At 47.9% G+C, this 20,359-nt stretch carries 18 protein-coding genes; 9 read left to right on the forward strand and 9 right to left on the reverse strand.

Annotated elements, in window-relative coordinates:
* Positions 1 to 683: 683 nt before the first annotated feature.
* A complete protein-coding gene (locus AC6R0S_RS07710) occupies positions 684 to 2,405 on the reverse strand; it encodes a bifunctional metallophosphatase/5'-nucleotidase (RefSeq protein ID WP_500637611.1) in 1,722 nt (573 codons plus the stop codon).
* Between the two features lie 219 nt (positions 2,406 to 2,624).
* On the opposite strand from AC6R0S_RS07710, the gene AC6R0S_RS07715 reads away from it, so the two are divergent.
* Positions 2,625 to 4,259 carry an ATP-dependent endonuclease gene (locus tag AC6R0S_RS07715; protein WP_500637612.1) on the forward strand — a complete coding sequence of 545 codons (1,635 nt, stop codon included), beginning with the start codon at positions 2,625 to 2,627 and terminating at the stop codon, positions 4,257 to 4,259.
* Positions 4,260 to 4,392: 133 nt separating this feature from the next.
* On the opposite strand, the gene AC6R0S_RS07720 is transcribed toward AC6R0S_RS07715, so the two are convergent.
* The 3 genes from AC6R0S_RS07720 to AC6R0S_RS07730 form a co-directional block, all read right to left on the reverse strand.
* Positions 4,393 to 4,890, reverse strand: a complete 498-nt coding sequence (locus AC6R0S_RS07720; RefSeq protein WP_500637613.1) for a DUF1097 domain-containing protein — start codon at positions 4,888 to 4,890, stop codon at positions 4,393 to 4,395.
* Between the two features lie 224 nt (positions 4,891 to 5,114).
* A complete protein-coding gene (locus AC6R0S_RS07725) occupies positions 5,115 to 6,644 on the reverse strand; it encodes a hypothetical protein (protein WP_500637614.1) in 1,530 nt (509 codons plus the stop codon).
* A gap of 24 nt (positions 6,645 to 6,668) precedes the next feature.
* A complete protein-coding gene (locus AC6R0S_RS07730; RefSeq protein WP_500631300.1) occupies positions 6,669 to 7,217 on the reverse strand; it encodes a CBS domain-containing protein in 549 nt (182 codons plus the stop codon).
* Positions 7,218 to 7,676: 459 nt separating this feature from the next.
* Between AC6R0S_RS07730 and AC6R0S_RS07735 the strand changes: the two genes are divergently transcribed.
* Both AC6R0S_RS07735 and focA read left to right on the forward strand, forming a co-directional pair.
* Entirely contained in the window at positions 7,677 to 8,576 is a 900-nt protein-coding gene (locus AC6R0S_RS07735) for a LysR substrate-binding domain-containing protein (RefSeq protein WP_487901515.1), read from the forward strand.
* Between the two features lie 242 nt (positions 8,577 to 8,818).
* The gene (focA, locus tag AC6R0S_RS07740) at positions 8,819 to 10,279 is read left to right on the forward strand and encodes a formate transporter FocA (protein WP_500637615.1); all 1,461 of its coding nucleotides are present in this window, start codon (positions 8,819 to 8,821) and stop codon (positions 10,277 to 10,279) included.
* A 58-nt stretch (positions 10,280 to 10,337) separates the two neighbouring features.
* Here focA and AC6R0S_RS07745 read toward each other — a convergent pair whose 3' ends face one another.
* The 3 genes from AC6R0S_RS07745 to AC6R0S_RS07755 all read right to left on the reverse strand — a co-directional run bounded on the left by AC6R0S_RS07745 (position 10,338) and on the right by AC6R0S_RS07755 (position 11,873).
* On the reverse strand, positions 10,338 to 10,907 hold the full coding sequence (locus tag AC6R0S_RS07745) for a YceI family protein (RefSeq protein ID WP_334551855.1): 570 nt from the start codon (positions 10,905 to 10,907) through the stop codon (positions 10,338 to 10,340).
* On the reverse strand, positions 10,904 to 11,461 hold the full coding sequence (locus tag AC6R0S_RS07750; protein ID WP_500631302.1) for a cytochrome b: 558 nt from the start codon (positions 11,459 to 11,461) through the stop codon (positions 10,904 to 10,906). The genes AC6R0S_RS07745 and AC6R0S_RS07750 overlap by 4 nt, the downstream gene beginning before the upstream one ends.
* Before the next feature lie 163 nt (positions 11,462 to 11,624).
* Positions 11,625 to 11,873 carry a DUF2164 domain-containing protein gene (locus AC6R0S_RS07755; protein ID WP_500637616.1) on the reverse strand — a complete coding sequence of 83 codons (249 nt, stop codon included), beginning with the start codon at positions 11,871 to 11,873 and terminating at the stop codon, positions 11,625 to 11,627.
* A gap of 101 nt (positions 11,874 to 11,974) precedes the next feature.
* Between AC6R0S_RS07755 and AC6R0S_RS07760 the strand changes: the two genes are divergently transcribed.
* The 3 genes from AC6R0S_RS07760 (at position 11,975) to AC6R0S_RS07770 (ending at position 14,459) form a co-directional block, all read left to right on the forward strand.
* Positions 11,975 to 12,610, forward strand: a complete 636-nt coding sequence (locus AC6R0S_RS07760) for a hypothetical protein (RefSeq protein WP_334551852.1) — start codon at positions 11,975 to 11,977, stop codon at positions 12,608 to 12,610.
* A gap of 84 nt (positions 12,611 to 12,694) precedes the next feature.
* Positions 12,695 to 13,483 (forward strand): lipase family protein, encoded by a 789-nt coding sequence (locus AC6R0S_RS07765; protein ID WP_500637617.1) that lies wholly within the window; start codon positions 12,695 to 12,697, stop codon positions 13,481 to 13,483.
* A gap of 190 nt (positions 13,484 to 13,673) precedes the next feature.
* The gene (locus AC6R0S_RS07770) at positions 13,674 to 14,459 is read left to right on the forward strand and encodes an EAL domain-containing protein (protein ID WP_500637618.1); all 786 of its coding nucleotides are present in this window, start codon (positions 13,674 to 13,676) and stop codon (positions 14,457 to 14,459) included.
* 6 nt (positions 14,460 to 14,465) lie between these two features.
* Here the strand turns inward: AC6R0S_RS07770 and AC6R0S_RS07775 are convergent, their stop codons facing one another.
* Positions 14,466 to 15,098: a response regulator gene (locus tag AC6R0S_RS07775; protein WP_500637619.1), complete on the reverse strand. Its 633-nt coding sequence runs from the start codon at positions 15,096 to 15,098 to the stop codon at positions 14,466 to 14,468.
* Positions 15,085 to 16,818 (reverse strand): nitrate/nitrite two-component system sensor histidine kinase NarQ, encoded by a 1,734-nt coding sequence (gene narQ, locus AC6R0S_RS07780; RefSeq protein ID WP_500637620.1) that lies wholly within the window; start codon positions 16,816 to 16,818, stop codon positions 15,085 to 15,087. Before narQ ends, AC6R0S_RS07775 begins: the two co-directional genes overlap by 14 nt.
* 247 nt (positions 16,819 to 17,065) lie before the next feature.
* Here narQ and napF point away from each other — a divergent pair, with 247 nt between their 5' ends.
* The 3 genes from napF to napA are packed head-to-tail and all read left to right on the forward strand — an operon-like array spanning position 17,066 to position 20,351.
* Complete coding sequence (gene napF / locus AC6R0S_RS07785; protein WP_500637727.1) at positions 17,066 to 17,536, forward strand: ferredoxin-type protein NapF; 471 nt, start codon at positions 17,066 to 17,068, stop codon at positions 17,534 to 17,536.
* Positions 17,537 to 17,556: 20 nt separating this feature from the next.
* Positions 17,557 to 17,865: a chaperone NapD gene (locus AC6R0S_RS07790; protein ID WP_500631307.1), complete on the forward strand. Its 309-nt coding sequence runs from the start codon at positions 17,557 to 17,559 to the stop codon at positions 17,863 to 17,865.
* On the forward strand, positions 17,862 to 20,351 hold the full coding sequence (napA, locus tag AC6R0S_RS07795; protein WP_500637621.1) for a periplasmic nitrate reductase subunit alpha: 2,490 nt from the start codon (positions 17,862 to 17,864) through the stop codon (positions 20,349 to 20,351). Before AC6R0S_RS07790 ends, napA begins: the two co-directional genes overlap by 4 nt.
* The last annotated feature ends 8 nt before the right edge of the window (positions 20,352 to 20,359 follow it).

Genomic DNA, 20,359 nt, shown 5'->3' on the forward strand with positions numbered 1-20,359 from the left:
GGCTAATAATAGACAAACTTATGTTGGCCAAAAAATGACAAAATTTCCCTATTCAAATTAGATTTTCTAATAAAACAAGTCGTTAACAGAACAAAAAACGGATTATGCGTCAAACGGTTTAAAAAGTGCGTAGAGTTCTCGTTAATGTGCATAGTTTTTCTACAGACATTTCTTCTCTCTTGCGCCGTTTACAAAACTTTTACACCTGGTCGTGCATAATTTTCATCATTAACTTGTTGATATCCATCTTGTCGTCGTCTCGTTGCTACTGATGTGGCGTTTTTACTGTTTTGATCGCTGTGTGAGCGCTCGGTAGCGTCATTTACCACCAGATTGATAGAAATTTGCAGGTAAGAACCATAAATTATCGAATTGTTTGGCTTAAAGCCATAACAATTGCTAATGTTTATTTTCCGCAGCGTTGGTATGAGGAATCCTCAAAAATGAAAAGAGCGCACGGTGAATGTACGCTCTTATATGTTTAATGGGATCATCACGTCGGTGAGCATCACTGTTAAATCGTGCCCATTGGTACGAAATACACCAATGCCGACCAAACGCTTATCCAACTGATCACCACGACGACATCAATCCAGTCTTTACGCCACATAATGTCTTACCTTTGAGTTCGCTTATCGTAAACCATTTCGGTCTCTCTGCTGACATTAATGGCTTAGCATACTCTATGCCAATTTGGATTTTGACGTCCCTACGTGCTGGGCATTGAGGGTGTCGGGGCAGTCTTGGAGCATTTCGATAAAGCAATCGGCCATCGACATAGGCGTCACCACACCCTCGCCAGCCATGTTCAAGATGGCGTCGTAGCCTTCTTTCCCTTTCATGGTGTAAGCCGATGATGTGCCGACATAGGTTTGATTTTGTTCAACTTTCACCCATTGGTTGCCTGAGCTTCTCACTTCTAGCCGAGTGATGCGTTCACCGATAGGTGACGATTCATTGTAAGTAAAGCGCAAGTTGTACGTGTATGGGTAAGAGCCATCCCCTGTCCCTTCAACTCCATTGCTGAGCGCGTTGTTGATGGCGCCTTCTATCACGCGATAAAGATGCTGCCCCTCAATTTCATATACGCCAATAGGAACGGCAAAGGGCAAAAGTTTGCCAGCAATGTCTGCCACACTCACTTGGCCAATATTGAGTGAGTTTCTTACTCCTCCGGCATTGTGAATGGCAAAATCCACTGTCATACCGCGCTTGCGCATCGAATGGACAAAAGAGCGCGCGACGAGAGGCGCGAGTTCGCTCGGCCCTTGCGTATCAGGGATCCTCACATGGCGAAGATAGCGACCCGCATCCGCAATGTATGTGTTTTGTAGGCTGCGGACATGACAGCTGTATTGGCGCTCTAAAAGTTGATAGACCGTGGGATCTTTTTTGCAGACCACCGCTTGAGGATACGCATCAATAAAATGTCTCGCGGCTTGATAACGGTTTTCCGTATGCGCCTGACTTCGCGAAGCATCAATAAACAGTTGGCGGCCCAGTAATAGCTCATTTTTTCCGTTAAATGCGATCACCTGGCCCTGGTCATCAAACTCAATGTCACAATGACCCATGCTCAGTGCGTGATAGCCTGCTTGCACAACATAGGTATTGTTGACCTTCACTCCGTATTCATCGTCTTTAGCAAGTCCAAGCGCCGAGAAGTCGCCTTGCAGGCGATGGCTGTGACCGCCAATCACCAAGCCAATCCCATCGACATGATTGGCGATATCCAAGTCTGCGTCGTAGCCCATATGGCTAAGCAAAATAATATTGCGGATCCCCGCTTGATGGATGGCAGCCACGGTGGCCCGCGCGGTTTCAATGGTGGAGACAAACGGCGTATCAACATCTGGATTAGAGATGTCTTCCATCTTATCCAACGCTAGGGAGAAAATCGCCACTTTGCTCTGCCCGACGGTTCTCTCTATCCAACCAGCCGTACGTGTTGGGGATTGATAGGCGATAACTTTTGGGTTATCAGATAGGCGTGTGGGTTTGTCTTGGCGCTCTTGGCTCAGATCCCAGTTGCCTGCAAGCAGTGGAAACTCGATTCGCTGGGCAAACTGCGCGACGGGTAAGTTGCCCATATCAAGCTCATGATTGCCCAACGCCATGGCATCTATGCCTAGCGCATTGAGCATGGTGGCGTTTGCTTCCCCTTTAAACAGCGAAAAGTAAAGTGTGCCTTGAAAGCAGTCTCCTGCATGGAGAAAGAGGAAGGCATCACCGGCCTGCTGCGCCTCGTCTCTCAGCTGTTTGGTGCGAGTGGCGATGCGAGCAAAGCCACCGGCGCTGACGTAAGGTGTGAGTGTGTCACCATCCACGTTCAATGTGAGCTGTAACGAGGAGGGTTCAAAATAGGAATGGGTATCGTTAATGTGCGCTATACGTAATTTTGTCATGTTATAGTTTTTATCTGTCTTCTTTACTCTCTTTTCCCGTCATCCTAACGCAATCGGTATGACAGATTCATTATAATTCACACTTTTATTAAACATGCCATTTGATATACATCGCTCAGTGTGACTTGTGCATAATTGCCTGGTTGTGAGGTAAATATCTGCTAAACCACACTTTTTCGATTATGCTTAAACTGTCTATAGCCAAAACGGAGTGACTCTATGAGATTAGAGCGAATCGAAATTTCTGGCTTTCGCGGTATCCGCCGCTTATCTATCGCATTTGATGAACTCACCACGCTGATTGGCGAAAACACCTGGGGTAAATCGTCACTGCTCGACGCACTGAGCGTTGCCTTGCCGTCTGAAGGGACACCGTATCAATTTGAAATGACGGACTTTCATGTTGATTACTCCATTGCTCATCCGCAAACCCAACACTTACAAATCGTGCTCAGCCTCATCGCAACGGATAAAAATGAAGTTCGCTCCGGGCGCTATCGCAAAATCAAGCCGATCTGGATCACTGACGAGGAAGGTGTACAAAGGATAATTTACCGTTTAAGTGCTTCACGCGACGGGCATGCCATCTCGACCCGCTATGCTTTTCTCAACGATCAAGGGGATCCTTTGCCGTTACACCACTCAGAGAAGCTCGCTCAGGAGTTGATGTCACTTCACCCCGTGATTCGGTTAAAAGACTCCCGCCGATTTGAACGTCCTTTCACTAACAGTAACGGCGTCAGTGAACGATCAGAGAAACGCATTGATAACACTTGCCGCCGTTTGATGGCCATCCCTGGTCATGTCAACAAAGGCGAAATGCGCAGTAGCCTCAACTCGATGAATGTGTTGGTCGATCACTATTTCTCCTTTAAATCCAGTAATCGTAAGAATCCGCGGAAGCAGCGTGACGGCATCTTCTTTAACGCTCCAAGCAGCAACAAGAGCATTACGCAGGTCGTCGCGGAAACGCACAACAAGCAGACGCGTTTACTGTTTATGACACTCCTCAACGCCTATTTACAGGCTAAAGGGCCAAACAAACTTCGTCGCTGCGCACGTCCTTTGCTGATCATTGAAGATCCCGAAGGTCGCTTACACCCCACCCACTTAGCTCGTGCGTGGGGGCTTTTGCAGTTGCTTCCTATGCAAAAGATTCTCACCACCAACAGTGGAGAGTTGCTTGGTCAAGTGCCAATGCGCAGCCTGAGACGTCTAGTGCGTCAATCCGATAAAACCATCACCTACTACTTACCAGAACAACGTTTTAGCCGCGATGAGCTTCGACGGATTGGTTTCCACATTCGCTTTCACCGCTCTGGAGCGCTGTTTGCACGTTGTTGGTTGTTGGTGGAGGGAGAAACGGAAGTATGGCTGTTTAATGAGCTGGCCAATCAATGCGGCTATAACCTCGCCGCAGAGGGCGTGCAAATCATCGAGTTTGCGCAATCGGGGCTGAAATCTCTGATCAAAGTCGCTAAAGCCTTTGGTATCGATTGGCATGTGGTGACCGATGGCGATGCTGCCGGCAAAAAGTACGCGGCGGCGGTAAAAGCACAATTGGGGCATGATCAGCAAAGACATCGTCTTACCGAGCTGCCCGATCGAGATATCGAACACTATCTTTACAACAACGGTTTTGAATCCTTCTTCAAGGAAAAAATCAAAGTGCCTTTGGATCATCCTATTCCCGCGAAAAAGGTGGTCGCGAGGGTGCTGAAGAAATACGCCAAACCCGACTTAGCACTCGCACTGGTCCACCATTGTGAAGAGCAAGGCGTCGAGTGCATTCCAATACTGCTTAGATGGACATTAAAGCGTGTGATTACCATGGCGAACGGCAACACGCCTTAAAGTTTTATATTGGTGTGACCAACAAACGAAAAAACGGCATATCATAAAGAGATGCCGTTGTATCAAAAGGCTCACTCATTCAGGTTGAGAGTGCGAAGAAGATACTCAATCGAGGGGAAGAAGAAATAACGCACTACTGGCTCACGGCTTGGCCGCTTCTCGCTGACGCGGATTTGCCATTGGATTGAGACTTTTGTTGCAACCATAGGCCAGACGCTTTCATCGCATAGCCAAACACGCCGCCCAACATCAGGGATGGAACAACCAGTTGCCAATTACCACTTGCGGCAAACGTCGCGCACGAACCGATGAATGTACCAGGGATATAAGCCAACCACGACTGTTTCGCTTGAATACACATGAAAAAAGCGACAATCGCAGTAATGACATATCCAAGTATCTCTAGCGAAGCAAACTGACTAGCGTGAATGATCACCATTGCCCAAAACACACCGCTTAAGTTGGTTACTAGGCTTTGTGCTAAGCCTTTTAAGCCTGAAGTCGGAGAAGCAAAGTAACTGGTGCAGCCTAGAAATCCCGCCCAGGTCAGCAAACCGAGTGAGATGGCAATCCAGCCCCACAGGCCGGAAAGTAAGCCAGTGGTAAGCGATATCGCGAGTAATGTCGTCATAATGCCTCACAGAGAAAATCGGTAGCGTTGGAAATTGCCGCCATCATATCGCTATGCTCAGCCTTGTTAAGTTACATTGATCACATTATTACGCAACGAAGTTTCATTTGTTACATTAATTAGTGACGCAATCGATATTTAAACAGATTTAGTAAACAGAAAGCAAAAATGGCCAAACGTAACGCTTGGCCATTTTTTGTATCGACAAATGACGTGGGGGGGGGCTAGATCAACATAGTCGAGTAAACCACACCAGCAAGTCCCAAGGTGGCTAACACGCCAACCACTTTTTCTGTCATCACGCCCTCACGTTCCGCCGCTTTGCCGAACATACCGAAGACGAGTGGATGGACTAAGAAAGTCATCGCGAAAGTGAAGGTGATCAAGCTGGCCGCTGCACTACCAAACATGCCCTCTTGCACCGCAGCGAATAGACCAAAGTGAGATAAGCCTGAAGACGCTGCCATTGATGCATGTTCCAACGACATTCCCGCCAAACTCAGAAGGGTAAAGCTGCCGAAGACCGCTATAATTTGCCAACCTAGGGAAAATAGCATCAACCCTTTCACCTCTTTTGCCTCGCTACCATCGGCATTGCGTAGATTTTTCAGTGCAAGGAAAACAAAGGCTCCCCCGACTAAAATCAGCGGCAATGTCCATTGTACGAGCAGTGCACCACTCTCAGCACTCGCCGCAAGAATCGTAAACACAAAGATATGACCTGCAAACGGAATGTTGATCATGATAGGTGCTCTTGATGCCGCAGTGCGACCGAAATCCCCTGCTGTACATGCCCCTGTTAGCCCTGAGTGAGACAAGCCACCTGCCATACCCGGTGCCAAGTTTCTGAGATGATTGGCGCGACCAACAAAGATCAACAGCGCTAATCCACCAAACATCCAGAACACTTGTCCTGCAAAACCGTAAACGATCACGCTCGATAGACCCGGAATTGCGAACGCTTCAAGCATGTGCGAACCGCCGACCAAGAAGCTTCCGGCCAATACAAGTGGAATACCAGCGAACAGCAGTGAGTTCATGGTTGGACCTAACTTCCACTTTGGTAGCATAGCACCAAGGCCCGATGATAAAATCATCGCAAAGAAAATCTGAGGTAGACCGATGTAGGCTTGCACGATATTAGACAGCATCAACGAAAACTTCAGTACCAGTACAATCGCAACGGCTTCCACCACCCCCTTGCGAATGTAAGACTGTTTACAGGCGAAAATCGCTTTGCTATCCACTAGGATGAACGCGATCGCTAGGCTGATGTAAGCCAGCAGCAAGTAAGAATCGCCCAATTGATAATGGCTTGCGCGCCCAGACAGCAGCGCGTCCGCCATATCGATACCGAGCAATAATAAAAACGCACGCACAATAAACATGAACTGAGTAGTGTTCGTTCCCAGTACCATTTCTTTGTTCGACGGCGTGAAGTAACTGTCGTCCGACATCTCGTGTTTTGACAACAAACGCTTAATCTCTTGTCCTCCAACGAAGAAAGAGGCAATCAAAGCGATGACGGTGGTTTGACTCATCATCACGACCACAGGAAAGTCGGTTAATCCCGGCTGAGCCATACCACTTTGAACCAACAAGGATCCAAGGCCTAAACCAAACACGACGATCACCAATAGTGAAGAGTACTTGGTACCCGCAACAATTGTGCGTGCCACCAGAACCATGATCGAAAGCGCGACAAACGCCAACACGTAATGATTAAACGCCGCCAGATGGGAAAGCTGTTCCATTATAACTCCAACTATAAACTTGAATTAAGCGACACTGGTGTCTGCTTTAGGGGTGCTGACAGGCGATGTCGCCGTTGGCGCTTCTTTAAACAAGGTACGCAGTGCACGCAGCACTTCTGTGCGTGAAACCACACCCACGTACTTGCCATCATTAAGAACGGGCAGAATTTGTGGGCGATTCACCTTGATGCTTTTGACGCGCTCTTCCAGAGAGAGGGTGCTCAAACGCGTCGCAATACCCATCGCGGTTGTTGGATAAATCTGGTCTTTATCAAGCGCGAGAAACTCCATCACATCAGTGAGGCGCTCTTCAAAGCCAATCGTGACCACATCGGTTTTCATCAATTGACCAATCGTTACTTGAGTGTCGGGGATGTAATCCTGACACCACATTTCAGTCATTACGTCATGTGCAGAAAAGAAGCCAACTAACTTACCCTGCTCATCGCAAACAGCGGCACCGTTGGTGTTGTGTTGTAAAAACTGGTCGATCGCCGCGTAAAGAGGCGTATCTTGACGTAATACTGGTGCGTTCGAATTGACAATGTCGCTTACGGTTAACAATGCACTCATAACATTCTCCTAAAAAATAGCGGTCGGCATCCCATGCCAATCCAACAAAAATTCAATAACTCAGCAGCCCATACCTCACTGCTGGACGCCATGTTACAAAGTGCAATAGTATTAGTAAATTTGATTTTATTTATTTTTAGATTCAATTTTATTGATATGGAATAAAATTTAGGCTTTTCGTTATAGCAAGAGAAGGGTTATCAATCGGATTGATAGGGTGTTTCAGACTGACGAAGCCACAACGATCATCAATGGGAGATTGATCTCGAAGCGCTGGGCTAACACTCTGATAGTATAGTATTCAAGAGCTGAAACACTGACTATGACAGAGCAGGAATAAATTGAAAAATTGATTTATTTTCATTTCTGAATCAGATTTTCTGATATACAATCTTAGCCAATTTTGAGCGACTACGCCTCAATTATGCTTTGCCTGAATAGAAAAAAAGAGGAGAAACGGTGCGGTATTCTTTGAAACAACTCGCGGTATTTGATGCCGTGGCCGAACTAGGTAGCGTCAGCCAAGCCGCTGATAAACTGGCCATTACCCAATCCGCTGCGAGTATGTCCTTGAGCCAGTTGGAAAAGCTACTCGGCAGAGAGCTGTTTATTCGTCAGGGTAAATACATGCGCCTTAGCCACTGGGGCAACTGGCTAAGACCGAGAGCAAAAAGGCTCCTGCAGGATGCAGAACAGATCGAAATCGGTTTCTATGACCAACATTTGTTCAGTGGCAATATCAATATTGGTGCTAGCCAAACTCCCGCGGAGCACCTCGTCCCCGAGCTAATTAGTACCATTGATAATGATTTTCCAGAGATCCGCACCGCTTTGGATGTCAAAAGTACCAATCAGGTCATCCAAGGCGTACTCGATTATAAATATGACCTCGGCATTATCGAAGGTCGATGTGACGATAACCGTACACATCAAGAAGAGTGGTTCCGAGATCACCTCGTTGTGATCAGTTCAGCGCATCACCCATACGCCAAAAACGAACGCGTCAGTTTGGCGCAATTAGAGCAAGCCCAATGGGTGCTACGTGAAGGGGGCGCTGGTACTCGCTCTGTGTTTGAAGGGGCGATGTTGCCGTTGATCCCTGACCTTGACGTATGGCGTGAATACGCGCACATTCCGGTCATTCGTCGGCTTGTCGCCAATGGTAAATACCTGTCATGTCTCCCCTACCTCGATGTCGCACCGTATATTGAACGCGGTGAACTTGCCGCGCTGAACGTACCGGAGCTGAAAATGAATCGAGCGATTTCATTTATCTGGCGCGCAGACATGGAAGATCATCCTTTGTTGGATTGTATTAAGCGCGAAGCGCATCGGATGATTAAAAACCACAAATTCTGAGCTCCAATAACCAGCGCAAAGCCCTCTTTTGGAGGGTTTTGTTTTACCCCTTCTCTCTATCAATGTTTCTGATACTCTTTTCTACCTGTTCCTTAATCACTATTTTACTTATCCGTATCAATTTAATTGATGGCAATTAAAACATTAATCAATTTTATCTTTACTGAATCTTTGCCTACCCTACAATGAATCCACAAGGACAATAGGATGCATAGTCTGCATTGAAGGAGTTTGGGGGAGCGATGACACAAACACACAACGAGAAGGTCTCTTTTTCACCCGCCGAAATGATGGCGGAAGCGGAAAAGTTTGCTTTTAGTAAAGCCAACAAAACCAGTACGATGACACTGAGCCTCGCGATCATGGCTGGTGCATTTATCGGTTTAGCGTTCGTCTTCTATATTACGGTCACTACCGATAATGCCGGAGCCGGATGGGGATTGAGTCGCTTAGTCGGCGGCTTGGCATTCAGTATGGGACTTATTTTGATCGTCATTTGTGGCGGCGAACTCTTTACCAGCTCGGTGTTGTCGAGCATTTCTTGGGCGAACGGACAAATCAGTGCCACCAAGATGCTGTCGATTTGGGGTAAGGTCTACCTGGGTAACTTTATTGGTGCCTCACTGCTGCTGATAATTGTGTTTTTTGCAGGCTTGTACGGCTTAGATCATGGCCAGTGGGGATTAAATGCGCTGAACATCGCGCAGCATAAACTGCATCACACGCCCGTTCAGGCGTTTGCACTGGGCGTATTGTGTAATCTCCTGGTGTGTTTGGCCATCTGGTTAACCTTTAGCAGCGCGAATACCATGACCAAAGCGGCTATGACGGTAATGCCGGTGGCGATGTTTGTGTCCAGCGGCTTTGAGCACTGTGTGGCTAATATGTTTATGGTGCCACTTGGTATCGCCATCCACAGCTTTGCCCCAGAGCCTTTTTGGTCGCAAATTAGTGTGCCTGCTTCGCAGTTTAACGACTTAACGGTTGGCCATTTCATCACAGCTAACCTAATCCCAGTCACCCTCGGCAACATAGTGGGGGGCGCGGTGTTGGTCGGTTTAGCGAACTGGTCTATTTATCGTCGGCCTCAGCTTAAAGCGGCGGACAGTCAGGCGATCACTCAACCCGAAAAGATCAGTGCCCACACCCTTTATCGCGGCGAAGACACCGTAACCATCGGGACAATTATGGACACGCATCCGGTTCAGTTCCTTGCTAACACTCCGATCGGCAAAGCAATTGATACGCTACTTGAGCAGCACATCGACGGCGCACCTGTGGTCAATACTCAGAATGAATTGATCGGATTCTTTTCGATTCACGACGCTATGATTGTGATGTGGAGCCATCAGCACCCTACTCAAATGGAACAAAGCGTCGTGACGGTGATGAACGATGAGATCAGCGCGGTGTCGGCAAGCGATACCTTGCTTGATGTATTAGAATACTTTTGCCTCGACAAAGCGGCGCTGTTTCCGACATCGAGCATGGGGTATGCAACGCAACTCAACTCTGCGTCACTGACCTCACGTGCAAAACATTCGCCCCCTAATCGCCCGTCAGTTTTGCCGGTACTGGCCGACGGCCGTCTTGTTGGCGTGGTGACTCGAGCACAAGTTCTACGTGCTTTACAACACACCACTAAGCTTGAATCAAAATCACCCTACGAGGCTGATGCGCATGACGAAAAGCGTCTTGCATAAATCATAGAAACAATAAAGCCCTCCGATTGGAGGGCTAAGTCATTCCATCTAGCGATGATTACTTCTTCACGCCTTCGACATGCAGTTCCATATCGACGTAGCTTGATGCGCCCATCACCGCGATATCAAAATCAGCAAGCTCTAGTCGTGTTGTACCCACGAATCCTGCGCGCTCACCACCCCATGGGTCTTGGCCTGCGCCGACAAATTCAGCGTCGATCGTAATCGGTTTAGTCACACCATGTAGGTTCAAGTCGCCCTTCACTTCTAGCATGCCGTCCCCTTTATCGACAACGCTGGTGCTCGTAAAGGTTGCGGTTGAGAATTTTGAGGCATCAATGAAATCAGCGCTACGAATGTGCTTATCACGTTCAGCGTGATTTGAGTCGAGGCTGCGAGTGTCCACATTCACGGTCACTTTCGACGCTTCAACATTACTAGGATCGTAAGAAAACTCGCCATCAAAGGTGTTAAAACGACCCTTAATGAAGCTGTATCCTAAATGGCTAACTTTAAAGTTGACCGATGCGTGTGCACCTTTGGTGTCAATTACGTAATCCGCCGCGCTTGCGCCTAATGGCAGTACCATTGCCATAGCTAGTCCGGTAGCAAGTAACGTCTTTTTCATTTTGAAGCTCCTATCATTTTGCGTAGCGTGTTGTCTTTGTTAATAAAGTGGTGTTTTAGTGCTGCCAGTGCATGCACAGCGGCTAATAAGATCAACGCCCAAGCAGCGTAAAAGTGTATTTGCCCTGCGGTATCGGCTTGACCTTCAAAGAAAGCGCCCATACCAGGGACGGTGAACCAACCGAAGACTTCGATACCTCGCCCATCTTCTGTTGAAATAAGATATCCCGACACAAACAACGTCAGAAGTAGTGCATACATGGCTAGGTGCGCCAACTTTGCGCCGAGGACTTCAATCTTTGCACCTTCGACTTTTGGTGACGCTGTCACATTTTTCCAGACAAATCGGAATAGAGTGACAAGGGCTAATAAAATACCCACTGATTTGTGCCAATGCGGTGCGGTTTTGTACCATTCACTGTAGTAGCTCAGATCAACCATCCATAGCCCCACCGCAAACATACCAATCACAACCAGTGCCGACACCCAATGGATGGCTCGCGCGACGCCGTTGTAGTTCTTTACCCTATGCGGATGATTTTGGCTGCTGTTCATTTGTATACTTCCAACTTTGGTTGACGCCCAAACAAAAAAGTTATGGTTGAGCACGTTTTTATAATTAATTGCGTTATGAATGATTATCGGACAGGTTCGCAAACTTGGAAATGTCGTCACATTGATGAAGTCATTCAAAAAATTTGAAGGAACTTATCCCTAGTTACTTTGGCTCCCACTGTTCTAGCTCGTATATTTCATCCGCAACATCCATCACTTTACGCTCAAACACCGCTTGGGCATCACTTAACCCCTTGTTATAAAAGGTGGAAGAAAACTGTTTAATCACAAAGTCGGTGAGAAATTCGGCATCGAATTGGCCAATTTCTACCTCCAACTCATCATGTAAATAGTCTTGGAGTGACTGCGCCATCGCGTGTTTTTGTTGTGATGTAAATTCAATCTTAGACATAAACCCCTCATTTCCCCTGAATTTTAGCCAATTAAATGTAACTTAATTTAAAAGTGGCGTGTTACTCTAATTTGGCGAGTTTGAGTAATGGAGAACCCACCTTGCTACTGGATGTGCTAATTCAAAGCGTGAACGAGTTTCAAGCCGACTGTATGGCCCTATGTGAAAAGCACTACCCGACCATTCATAATAAAGGCATGAGTGAGCACCATTTAGGCTTGGCGTTTGCCCGGCGTCTTTCTCGTACCCTGACCGAGTTTGGCCACGCGTGTGATTACACTGCCCAAGAATGCCTGACCCACAAAGAGATGCCTCACCACTATCGAGTGAGCTCAGAGCTGGGCACTGTTTGGATTATGACGTCTCACCTGGTCAGCGCAGGTTCCACCCACCGTAAGAAGTTATTTAAGTCCATCGCTCTATGGCACGCCGAATACAGTTACGCTATTCAGCCCAACGACCTTGTGCTCCTGCTGTCTGACCATTGGATCACTCGCAGTAAACAGAGCCGCGAGTTGTTACACTGGTGGACGGGGCAACTGCCTGACCAGTTAGACGATTACCGTATTCAAGGGGTGAGCTTATATGAGAGCGACTCACAATTAGCGGCGACACTAGAAGAGCAATTTGGCATGAGTCCTTACTACGTTAAGTTCACCCATCCACTGCGTCGCTCAACGGATCAGCAACTGGTGCGAAAGTATTTGCATTTATATTCAGTTATTCAACTTAGTTAGTCCCTTTCCCGCTCCACCACTGTCACAGAAGCGTCACTCAGCGCGCGCATACTAAAGCGATCCCCTCACTGATTTAATGACTCGATGAAAAAACTGAAGCGTTATCAGTATGAACGCTACGCGGTGCTGTGTAATCTTGCTTATCAACGCGTCCTAAAACAGACACGCTATGGCTTTGCCCCAAACGGCCAGCGCGTTATTCACAACCGTTTTGGTAAACCTATGATTCGTGTGCTGTGGAGCCACGATAAAGACGAAGTCATTGTGGTGATCAAAGGCTCCCACAATGTTTGGGATTGGCTACTTAACCTTAAACTTTGGCACAAAAGCTGCGCGCCTTTCCAATTACCCTATGCGATTCACGCCGGCTACTTCGACTTACTCAATCAAGAAAGCACGCCAAGTCATAAGAGCGACACTCTAGGTATGAGTGTGTTCGACAAATTGCTCGCGATACTCGTGCCATTGATAGAACAGGGCAAACGAATCACGGTAACGGGGCACTCATCCGGCGGCGCTATCGGCTTAGTGATTGCTGACCGTCTTGAGCGTTGTCATCCTAAGGTTATCAAACGAATCGTAACCTTTGGTCAGCCATCGGTCGGTGGTTATCGATTCTATCGACACTACTTGCTCACGCACAAAACCTACCGCGTCTGCTGCGATCTCGACATCGTCACCTTCCTGCCTCCTATTCCTTTCTACTATATTCACGTTGGAAAAATGCTGTGGCTCTACAATGGTCGTATTTACGAAAACACACCAAATTGGTTACGCTTTGGTCGCAGTGTTGTGTCCTGGCTTATCCGTCCGTTTTCCTATCATTTGATGTCTAAATACATACGCAATAAAGATTTTTTTGATGAGCGTTGATGAGACCTCTATCTTAAAATGGATATTTATTCATTTCAAAAACAAAGAAAACTTGGCGCAACTTTGATAATGCTTGTATCTTTATTGAGACAAAAGGTTGGCTTCCAACGTGCGACAAAATCGGTACTTTCCAGTATGCTTAGTCGTTTGATTGTGTCGCCATGTGGTATTTTTGAGGTAAGGCGTTTTTATGACTCTGTCCACCCGAGAGCAGTTTACTCAATGTCTCGAGCAGCGAGAAGATGGCCAGTACATTGCGCACTACAAGTCGTTGACACTCTCTAGTGTCTACCAGCCTATTTACACCAAACACACCAGCATGGTTGGTTTAGAGGCACTGCTACGCATCACCCGCAAAGACGGCAGTTCCGTGAGACCCGATCTGTTTTTTTCCTCAGACAACATCCCGTTGGATGACAAAGTGAATGTTGAACGCCTGAGTCGCGTGATTCATATTCGAAACTTCGCCCAATCAAAATTTCGTGACCGCAAATTGTTCCTCAACATTCTTCCTGTCGTTGGCGATGCAATGGCGGTGATTGATATGACGGAAAGCCTGCTGGCCACACGGATAAAAGAGCTCGGGCTCGCACTGGATCAGATCGTGATTGAAGTGGTTGAGCATGAACATGCCAACGAAGCCTTATTGAAGACCGCGATGAAGAAGCTTAGCGATATTGGATTTCATATTGCGGTGGACGATTATGGTGTGGAAGCCTCCAATCGAGCCAGGGTGGAAACACTCACTCCTGACATCGTAAAAATGGATCGCTCATTGATGCTCGACTACATGCAAGGCAATCAAGCCGCGATGATTTCAGGTATCGAATTGGCAAAAACGTTGGGCTGTCAGGTAGTGATCGAGGGCATCGAGACCCAAGAACAACTCGATGCCATGCGCGCCTTAGATCTCAATATGTATCAAGGCTATTTTCTCTCTATGCCTGACAGCGTGTTGAAGCTAAAGCATTCCTAGTCGCACTTACTTAATGTCACCATAACGTTCCAAATACAAGATGGTGGCGGCGGTACGCGACGGTACGCGCAGCTTTTTCAGCAAACTTTTCATGTGCACCTTGACCGTCGATTCGGAAATAAACAGCGTATCTGCAATCTGTTTGTTGCGAAATCCTTTCGCAACCTCTTTGAGAATCTGACGCTCTCGATCGGTCAGTTCATCAAACACATCGGTAGTGTGTTCTCGCTTGAGCAGGTATTTCGCCACTTCTCGGCTGTAAGCCTTGTTACCGCGAATGGATTGTTTGAGTAGCGACACCAACTCATCGGGCTCGGTATCTTTGAGCAAATAGCCATCGGCTCCGGCTCGAATGATCGCTTCGATGTCTGCTGGGCTGTCTGAGACTGTCAAAATAACGATACTGGCGTCACAGTCATCGGCGCGCAGTGCATTCAGGGTGTCGAGCCCCGACATCCCTTTCATATTTAAATCCAGCAAGATCAAATCTGGCTTCAGCTCGTGATTTTTTGCCACCGCTTCCGTCCCATTGCTGGCTTCGGCGATAACATCAAATTCTGGCTCAAAACTCAGTAGCTGCTGAATCCCTCTTCTCATTAGAGGGTGATCATCCACCAGCAAAACTCTACATTGTGACACTGCTTGTTTCCTTATTTCTTGGGTAAGTGAGGATGACGCGGCACCCCTGCTCTTGTTTGCTTTCAATGACCAAGGTGCCGTTTAACCGGGACGCTCGCTCTTGCATAATACTCATGCCGTAGTGGTTGAGCTTTTCGTTGGCCTGTTCAAACCCGATGCCATCGTCAGAGACCGACACCACAACGTTATTGTCGGTCTCAAGGCAGGCGATATCGATTTGCGTCGCTTTGGCGTGCTTGATCGCATTTAGGGTCGCTTCACGGATCAATTGCAGTAAGTGAACCTGATCACTGGCATCAAGCTCTACAGAGGAGAGCTGATTATCGACCTCGATGCGGATTGACGATTGATCGGCCAATTGCTCCGTCATCTCTTTTAGTGCTTGGCCAAAACTGCCTTCTTTGATCGTCAGTCGAAACGTGGTCAGCAATTCGCGTAATTGGGTATAGGCGGCGGATAGCCCGCCGTCGAGATCCTTCATTACGCTCTGAGTGTGCGGCGATGCTTCGCCGGGAGGCAGAGAGGATAAACCCCGTTTGAGTAACGAGACTTGAATTTTTAAATAGGATAAAGACTGAGCAAGCGAGTCATGCAGTTCACGGGCGATCGTCGCCCGTTCTTCCATCAAAAGCAGTTGCTCCGCTTGTTTCTGTGCTTGGTTGTAATACACCGCGCGCGAGAGGATTTGGACAAAGTTATCGATCAAGGCTTGATCCGGACAAGGCAGTGATGTTTTCCAATACAATATGCCTAACGCTTCCCCATCTAAGGCCAACGGTTTGCTTTGGCAATCACTGTCACAGCTGAGGCAAACGTCGCCTTTGGTCAACACGAGCGGTCGCTCTCCGTCACTAAAGATTTCCATTTTGACCGCCACAATCCCTTCAAGAGAGACAATGTGTTGCAATATCGCCTCGAAGTTTTCCTGCGTGATCCTTGAAGCGGTCAGCTCTTGCGATGAATTGTACAACACTTGCAGTGAGTCGTTGGCATGCTGGAGCTTAAGCGTCTTTTCATTAACGGCTTGCTCTAATCCTCGATAGAAATTACCCAGATCGCTGGCCATGCTATTGAATGTACGAGTCAAAACGCCAAGTTCGTTCTCACTTGAAACATCCAACTTCACATCAAACGAGCGTGATTGAATCTGTTCGCTGGCCAACATCATAGCGTTCAGCGGTTTCACGATTTGCTTTCTGGAGTAATGAATAACAAACAGCCCCACACACAAGATACCACCTAGCCCTGCTCCGCCCACCCAAGCTAAACGAATCATTTTTTGTTCAGAGAAGTGTTGCAACTTGAACACAAAGGCATCGATTTGATTCACAAAGCCCGCAACCATGGCTAAATATTGGTGTCGATCTTCGCTCTGAAGCACGGCTTTCAACTCATGCCAACGCATGATCAACCGATAGTAATCGTGAGTAATGTCATCAGGAACGCCCCAGCCTTGCAGCGCCTTCATCGAAGGGGAGTAGATAGAGCGTTCAAACATCTCGATGTGCTGAAGATAGTCTTGAGATTGCGATTGGATATCGTGAGCCAGTCGATAGCTCTGCATACGCATTGAGCCAGACACGTTCACTGCCTCAGCATCATTGAGGCTAGACGCTAATGTGATGATCGCATAACTGGTCGTCACGACCGACAGGGCTAATATTAAGCCCATGGCTTTCGCTATCGTGCGAGTGACGGATTTTTTTACCCTTCTTGGCATGCATTCACCACGTTATTACTCACCTACTCCCCATCACACCAAGTCATCATATTCACGCTTTCGGCTAAATATGTGATCAAACCAAACCAAATTTATTGATCTAAAACAACAACATAATCTGATTACCCCCAAAGGGTTATTTATACAAATATGTCAAAAACTACAATTTATGTGTGTGTTAATGACAAGTTATTAATAGGAAATGTGAGCTACGCTCACATAAATGCAGTTCACAACGGATAGCAACGTGGTCGATTTCAGTAAACGCCGTCTTTTTACTCGCCAAGCAGACAATACGATTCGCCTGCCTTGGGTTGCGGATGCACAAAGCTTTACCGATTTGTGTACCCGATGCGGAGAGTGCGCCCGCGTCTGTGACACGCAGATCATTGTCAGCGGTGACGGAGGATTTCCTACTGTCGACTTCTCTATCGACGAATGCACATTCTGTTATCGATGTGCCGACGTTTGTCAGGAACCGATTTTTTTACCTGAGGCTGATACGCCTTGGCATGTAAAGGCAAGCATCAATGAAACGTGTTTAGCCAAACAAAATGTGGAGTGCCGGAGTTGTGGTGAGTTGTGTGACCCAATGGCCATTCAATTCAAATTGGAGGTAGGCAAAGTCGCCCAGCCTCACATAAGCCACGATAAGTGCAGCGGTTGTGGTGCCTGTGTTGCCGTTTGCCCTTCGTCATCCATCAATGTGAGCAATTGATTATAAAAATGGACAACAACATGTCACTGAATGAAGTGCATATATCAAGCTTGGTGGTTCACGCCGCGCCTAGCCATCTTAACGAGGTCAAGGAGTCGATCAGTGCACTGCCCAACGCAGAAATTTATGCAGACAGCCCTGAGGGCAAGCTGGTGGTGGTGCTCGAAACTCAAAACCAAGGGTTTATCACCGATACCATCGACGAAATCAACAATCTACCTAACGTCTTAAGTACTGTGTTGGTCTACCACCAGATAGAAACGGACCTAGGCGACGACGTGACAACTAACACTGGAAAAGAACATTCCCAATTCGAGGGTGAAGTATGAAGATGACAAGACGAGCGTTTGTAAAAGCAAACGCAGCAGCCTCTGCCGCCGCGGTAGCCGGCATCAGTCTACCTGCCACAGCGACCAACCTGATCGCCAGTTCAGAGCAATCGGCGATTACCTGGGACAAAGCGCCTTGTCGCTTCTGCGGGACCGGGTGTTCTGTGTTGGTTGGTACACAAAACGGCAAAGTGGTCGCGACTCAGGGTGACCCTGAAGCGCCGGTCAACAAAGGTTTGAATTGTATCAAAGGCTACTTCCTCTCAAAGATCATGTACGGTCAAGACCGCCTCACTCAGCCTTTATTGCGCATGAAAGACGGCAAGTACGACAAAAACGGCGACTTTACCCCGGTATCTTGGGACGTTGCCTTCGATACCATGGCCGAAAAATGGAAAGAAGCGCTGAAAAAACAAGGCCCATCGGGTGTGGGTATGTTTGGGTCTGGTCAGTGGACCGTAATGGAAGGTTACGCCGCCGCCAAGATGATGAAAGCCGGGCTTCGCTCTAATAACATCGATCCTAATGCGCGTCACTGTATGGCTTCCGCCGTGGTTGGCTTTATGCGCACGTTTGGCATCGACGAGCCAATGGGTTGTTACGACGATTTCGAGCACGCAGATTCATTCGTGCTTTGGGGCTCAAACATGGCTGAGATGCACCCTGTATTGTGGACTCGCATCACTGACCGTCGCCTCAGCCATCCCCATGTTAAGGTAAATGTGCTATCTACTTACTATCACCGCTCGTTCGAGTTGGCCGATACTGGGTACATCTTCCAACCACAGACCGATTTGGCCATTGCCAACTTTATTGCCAATTACATCATCGAAAACGACGCCGTCAATTGGGATTTCGTCAACAAACACACCACATTCAAGCAAGCTACCACAGACATTGGCTATGGTCTGCGTGACGATAACCCGCTTCAACAAGCTGCAGCTAACCCAAACAGCGGCGATATGTCGGGCATCTCTTTTGATGAATATAAGCAATCCGTGGCGCCTTACACCGCGGCCAAAGCGTCAGAAATGTCGGGCGTATCTGAAGAAGACTTGATCACTCTAGCGAAACAATACGCGGATCCGAACACTAAAGTGATGTCACTTTGGACGATGGGGATGAACCAGCATACCCGCGGCGTATGGATGAACAGCTTGATTTACAACATCCACCTTCTCACGGGTAAAATCTCAACTCCAGGCAACAGCCCATTCTCTTTGACAGGGCAACCTTCTGCGTGTGGTACCGCTCGTGAGGTCGGCACTTTTGCCCACCGTCTACCCGCTGATATGGTGGTCGCGAATCCAAAACACCGCGCGATTGCAGAAAAAATCTGGAACATTCCTGATGGTGTCATTCCGCCTAAACCGGGTTTCCACGCCGTCCTGCAAGACCGCATGCTCAAAGACGGTAAGCTCAACGCTTACTGGGTGATGTGTAACAACAATATGCAAGCAGGTCCGAATATTAACGGTGAGCGTTTACCGGGCTATCGTAACCCTGAAAACTTTATCGTCTGTTCTGACCCTTACCCAACGGCCACTGCGCAAGCAGCAGATTTGATTCTACCGACAGCGATGTGGATCGAAAAAGAAGGCGCCTACGGTAACGCAGAGCGTCGTACACAGGCTTGGTATCAACAAGTCGGTACGGTTGGCGAAGCGAAATCTGACCTTTGGCAAATTATGGAATTCTCTAAACGCTTCAAGATGGAAGAAGTGTGGACAGAAGAGATGCTCGCCAAAGCCCCTCAGTATCGCGGCAAAACCATGTATGACATGCTGTTCGCCAATGGCGTGATCAATAAATACCCAATCGAGGAAGCGCGCGAACTCAACGATGATGCGCACCACTTCGGTTACTACGTACAAAAAGGCATTTTTGAAGAGTACGCCTCATTTGGACGCGGCAAAGCACACGATCTTGCGCCGTATGAAGTGTATCACCAAACACGTGGTCTTCGTTGGCCAGTCGTTGACGGTAAAGAGACCCTTTGGCGTTACAAAGAAGGCTCAGATCCATATGCCAAAGCCGGTAGCGGTTGGGACTTCTACGGCAAGCCTGACGGAAAAGCGTTTATTATTTCCGCCCCATACGAAGCGCCTCCAGAAGTGCCAGATTCCGAGTTCGATTTATGGCTCTGCACCGGTCGTGTACTCGAGCATTGGCACACCGGCACCATGACACGCCGTGTCCCTGAACTCTATAAAGCCGTGCCGGACGCCGTCTGCTACATCCATCCAGAGGACGCCAAAGCACGAGGCATTCGCCGAGGTGACGAGGTGAACATTGCCAACAAACGTGGTGAAGTGCGTGTGCGCGTTGAAACGCGCGGACGTAACCGTCCACCGCAAGGTTTGGTGTTCGTCCCCTTCTTTGATGCGCGCATCCTGATCAACAAATTGATCCTTGATGCCACGGATCCACTGTCTAAACAGACCGACTTTAAGAAGTGTCCAGTGAAGATCACCAAAGTTGCGTAATGTCGAGA

Source organism: Vibrio sp. R15-SG3-ISO1B, from assembly GCF_059833835.1.

Coding starts and splice junctions, on each gene's coding strand:
- AC6R0S_RS07730 (WP_500631300.1), bottom strand. CDS start 7,217: ATGAGTGCATTGTTAACCGTAAGCGACATTGTCAATTCGAACGCACCA.
- AC6R0S_RS07750 (WP_500631302.1), bottom strand. CDS start 11,461: ATGAACAGCAGCCAAAATCATCCGCATAGGGTAAAGAACTACAACGGC.
- AC6R0S_RS07725 (WP_500637614.1), bottom strand. CDS start 6,644: ATGGAACAGCTTTCCCATCTGGCGGCGTTTAATCATTACGTGTTGGCG.
- AC6R0S_RS07790 (WP_500631307.1), top strand. CDS start 17,557: ATGTCACTGAATGAAGTGCATATATCAAGCTTGGTGGTTCACGCCGCG.
- AC6R0S_RS07720 (WP_500637613.1), bottom strand. CDS start 4,890: ATGACGACATTACTCGCGATATCGCTTACCACTGGCTTACTTTCCGGC.
- AC6R0S_RS07770 (WP_500637618.1), top strand. CDS start 13,674: ATGACTCTGTCCACCCGAGAGCAGTTTACTCAATGTCTCGAGCAGCGA.
- AC6R0S_RS07755 (WP_500637616.1), bottom strand. CDS start 11,873: ATGTCTAAGATTGAATTTACATCACAACAAAAACACGCGATGGCGCAG.
- AC6R0S_RS07765 (WP_500637617.1), top strand. CDS start 12,695: ATGAAAAAACTGAAGCGTTATCAGTATGAACGCTACGCGGTGCTGTGT.
- focA (WP_500637615.1), top strand. CDS start 8,819: ATGACACAAACACACAACGAGAAGGTCTCTTTTTCACCCGCCGAAATG.
- napA (WP_500637621.1), top strand. CDS start 17,862: ATGAAGATGACAAGACGAGCGTTTGTAAAAGCAAACGCAGCAGCCTCT.
- AC6R0S_RS07745 (WP_334551855.1), bottom strand. CDS start 10,907: ATGAAAAAGACGTTACTTGCTACCGGACTAGCTATGGCAATGGTACTG.
- AC6R0S_RS07710 (WP_500637611.1), bottom strand. CDS start 2,405: ATGACAAAATTACGTATAGCGCACATTAACGATACCCATTCCTATTTT.
- AC6R0S_RS07715 (WP_500637612.1), top strand. CDS start 2,625: ATGAGATTAGAGCGAATCGAAATTTCTGGCTTTCGCGGTATCCGCCGC.
- narQ (WP_500637620.1), bottom strand. CDS start 16,818: ATGCCAAGAAGGGTAAAAAAATCCGTCACTCGCACGATAGCGAAAGCC.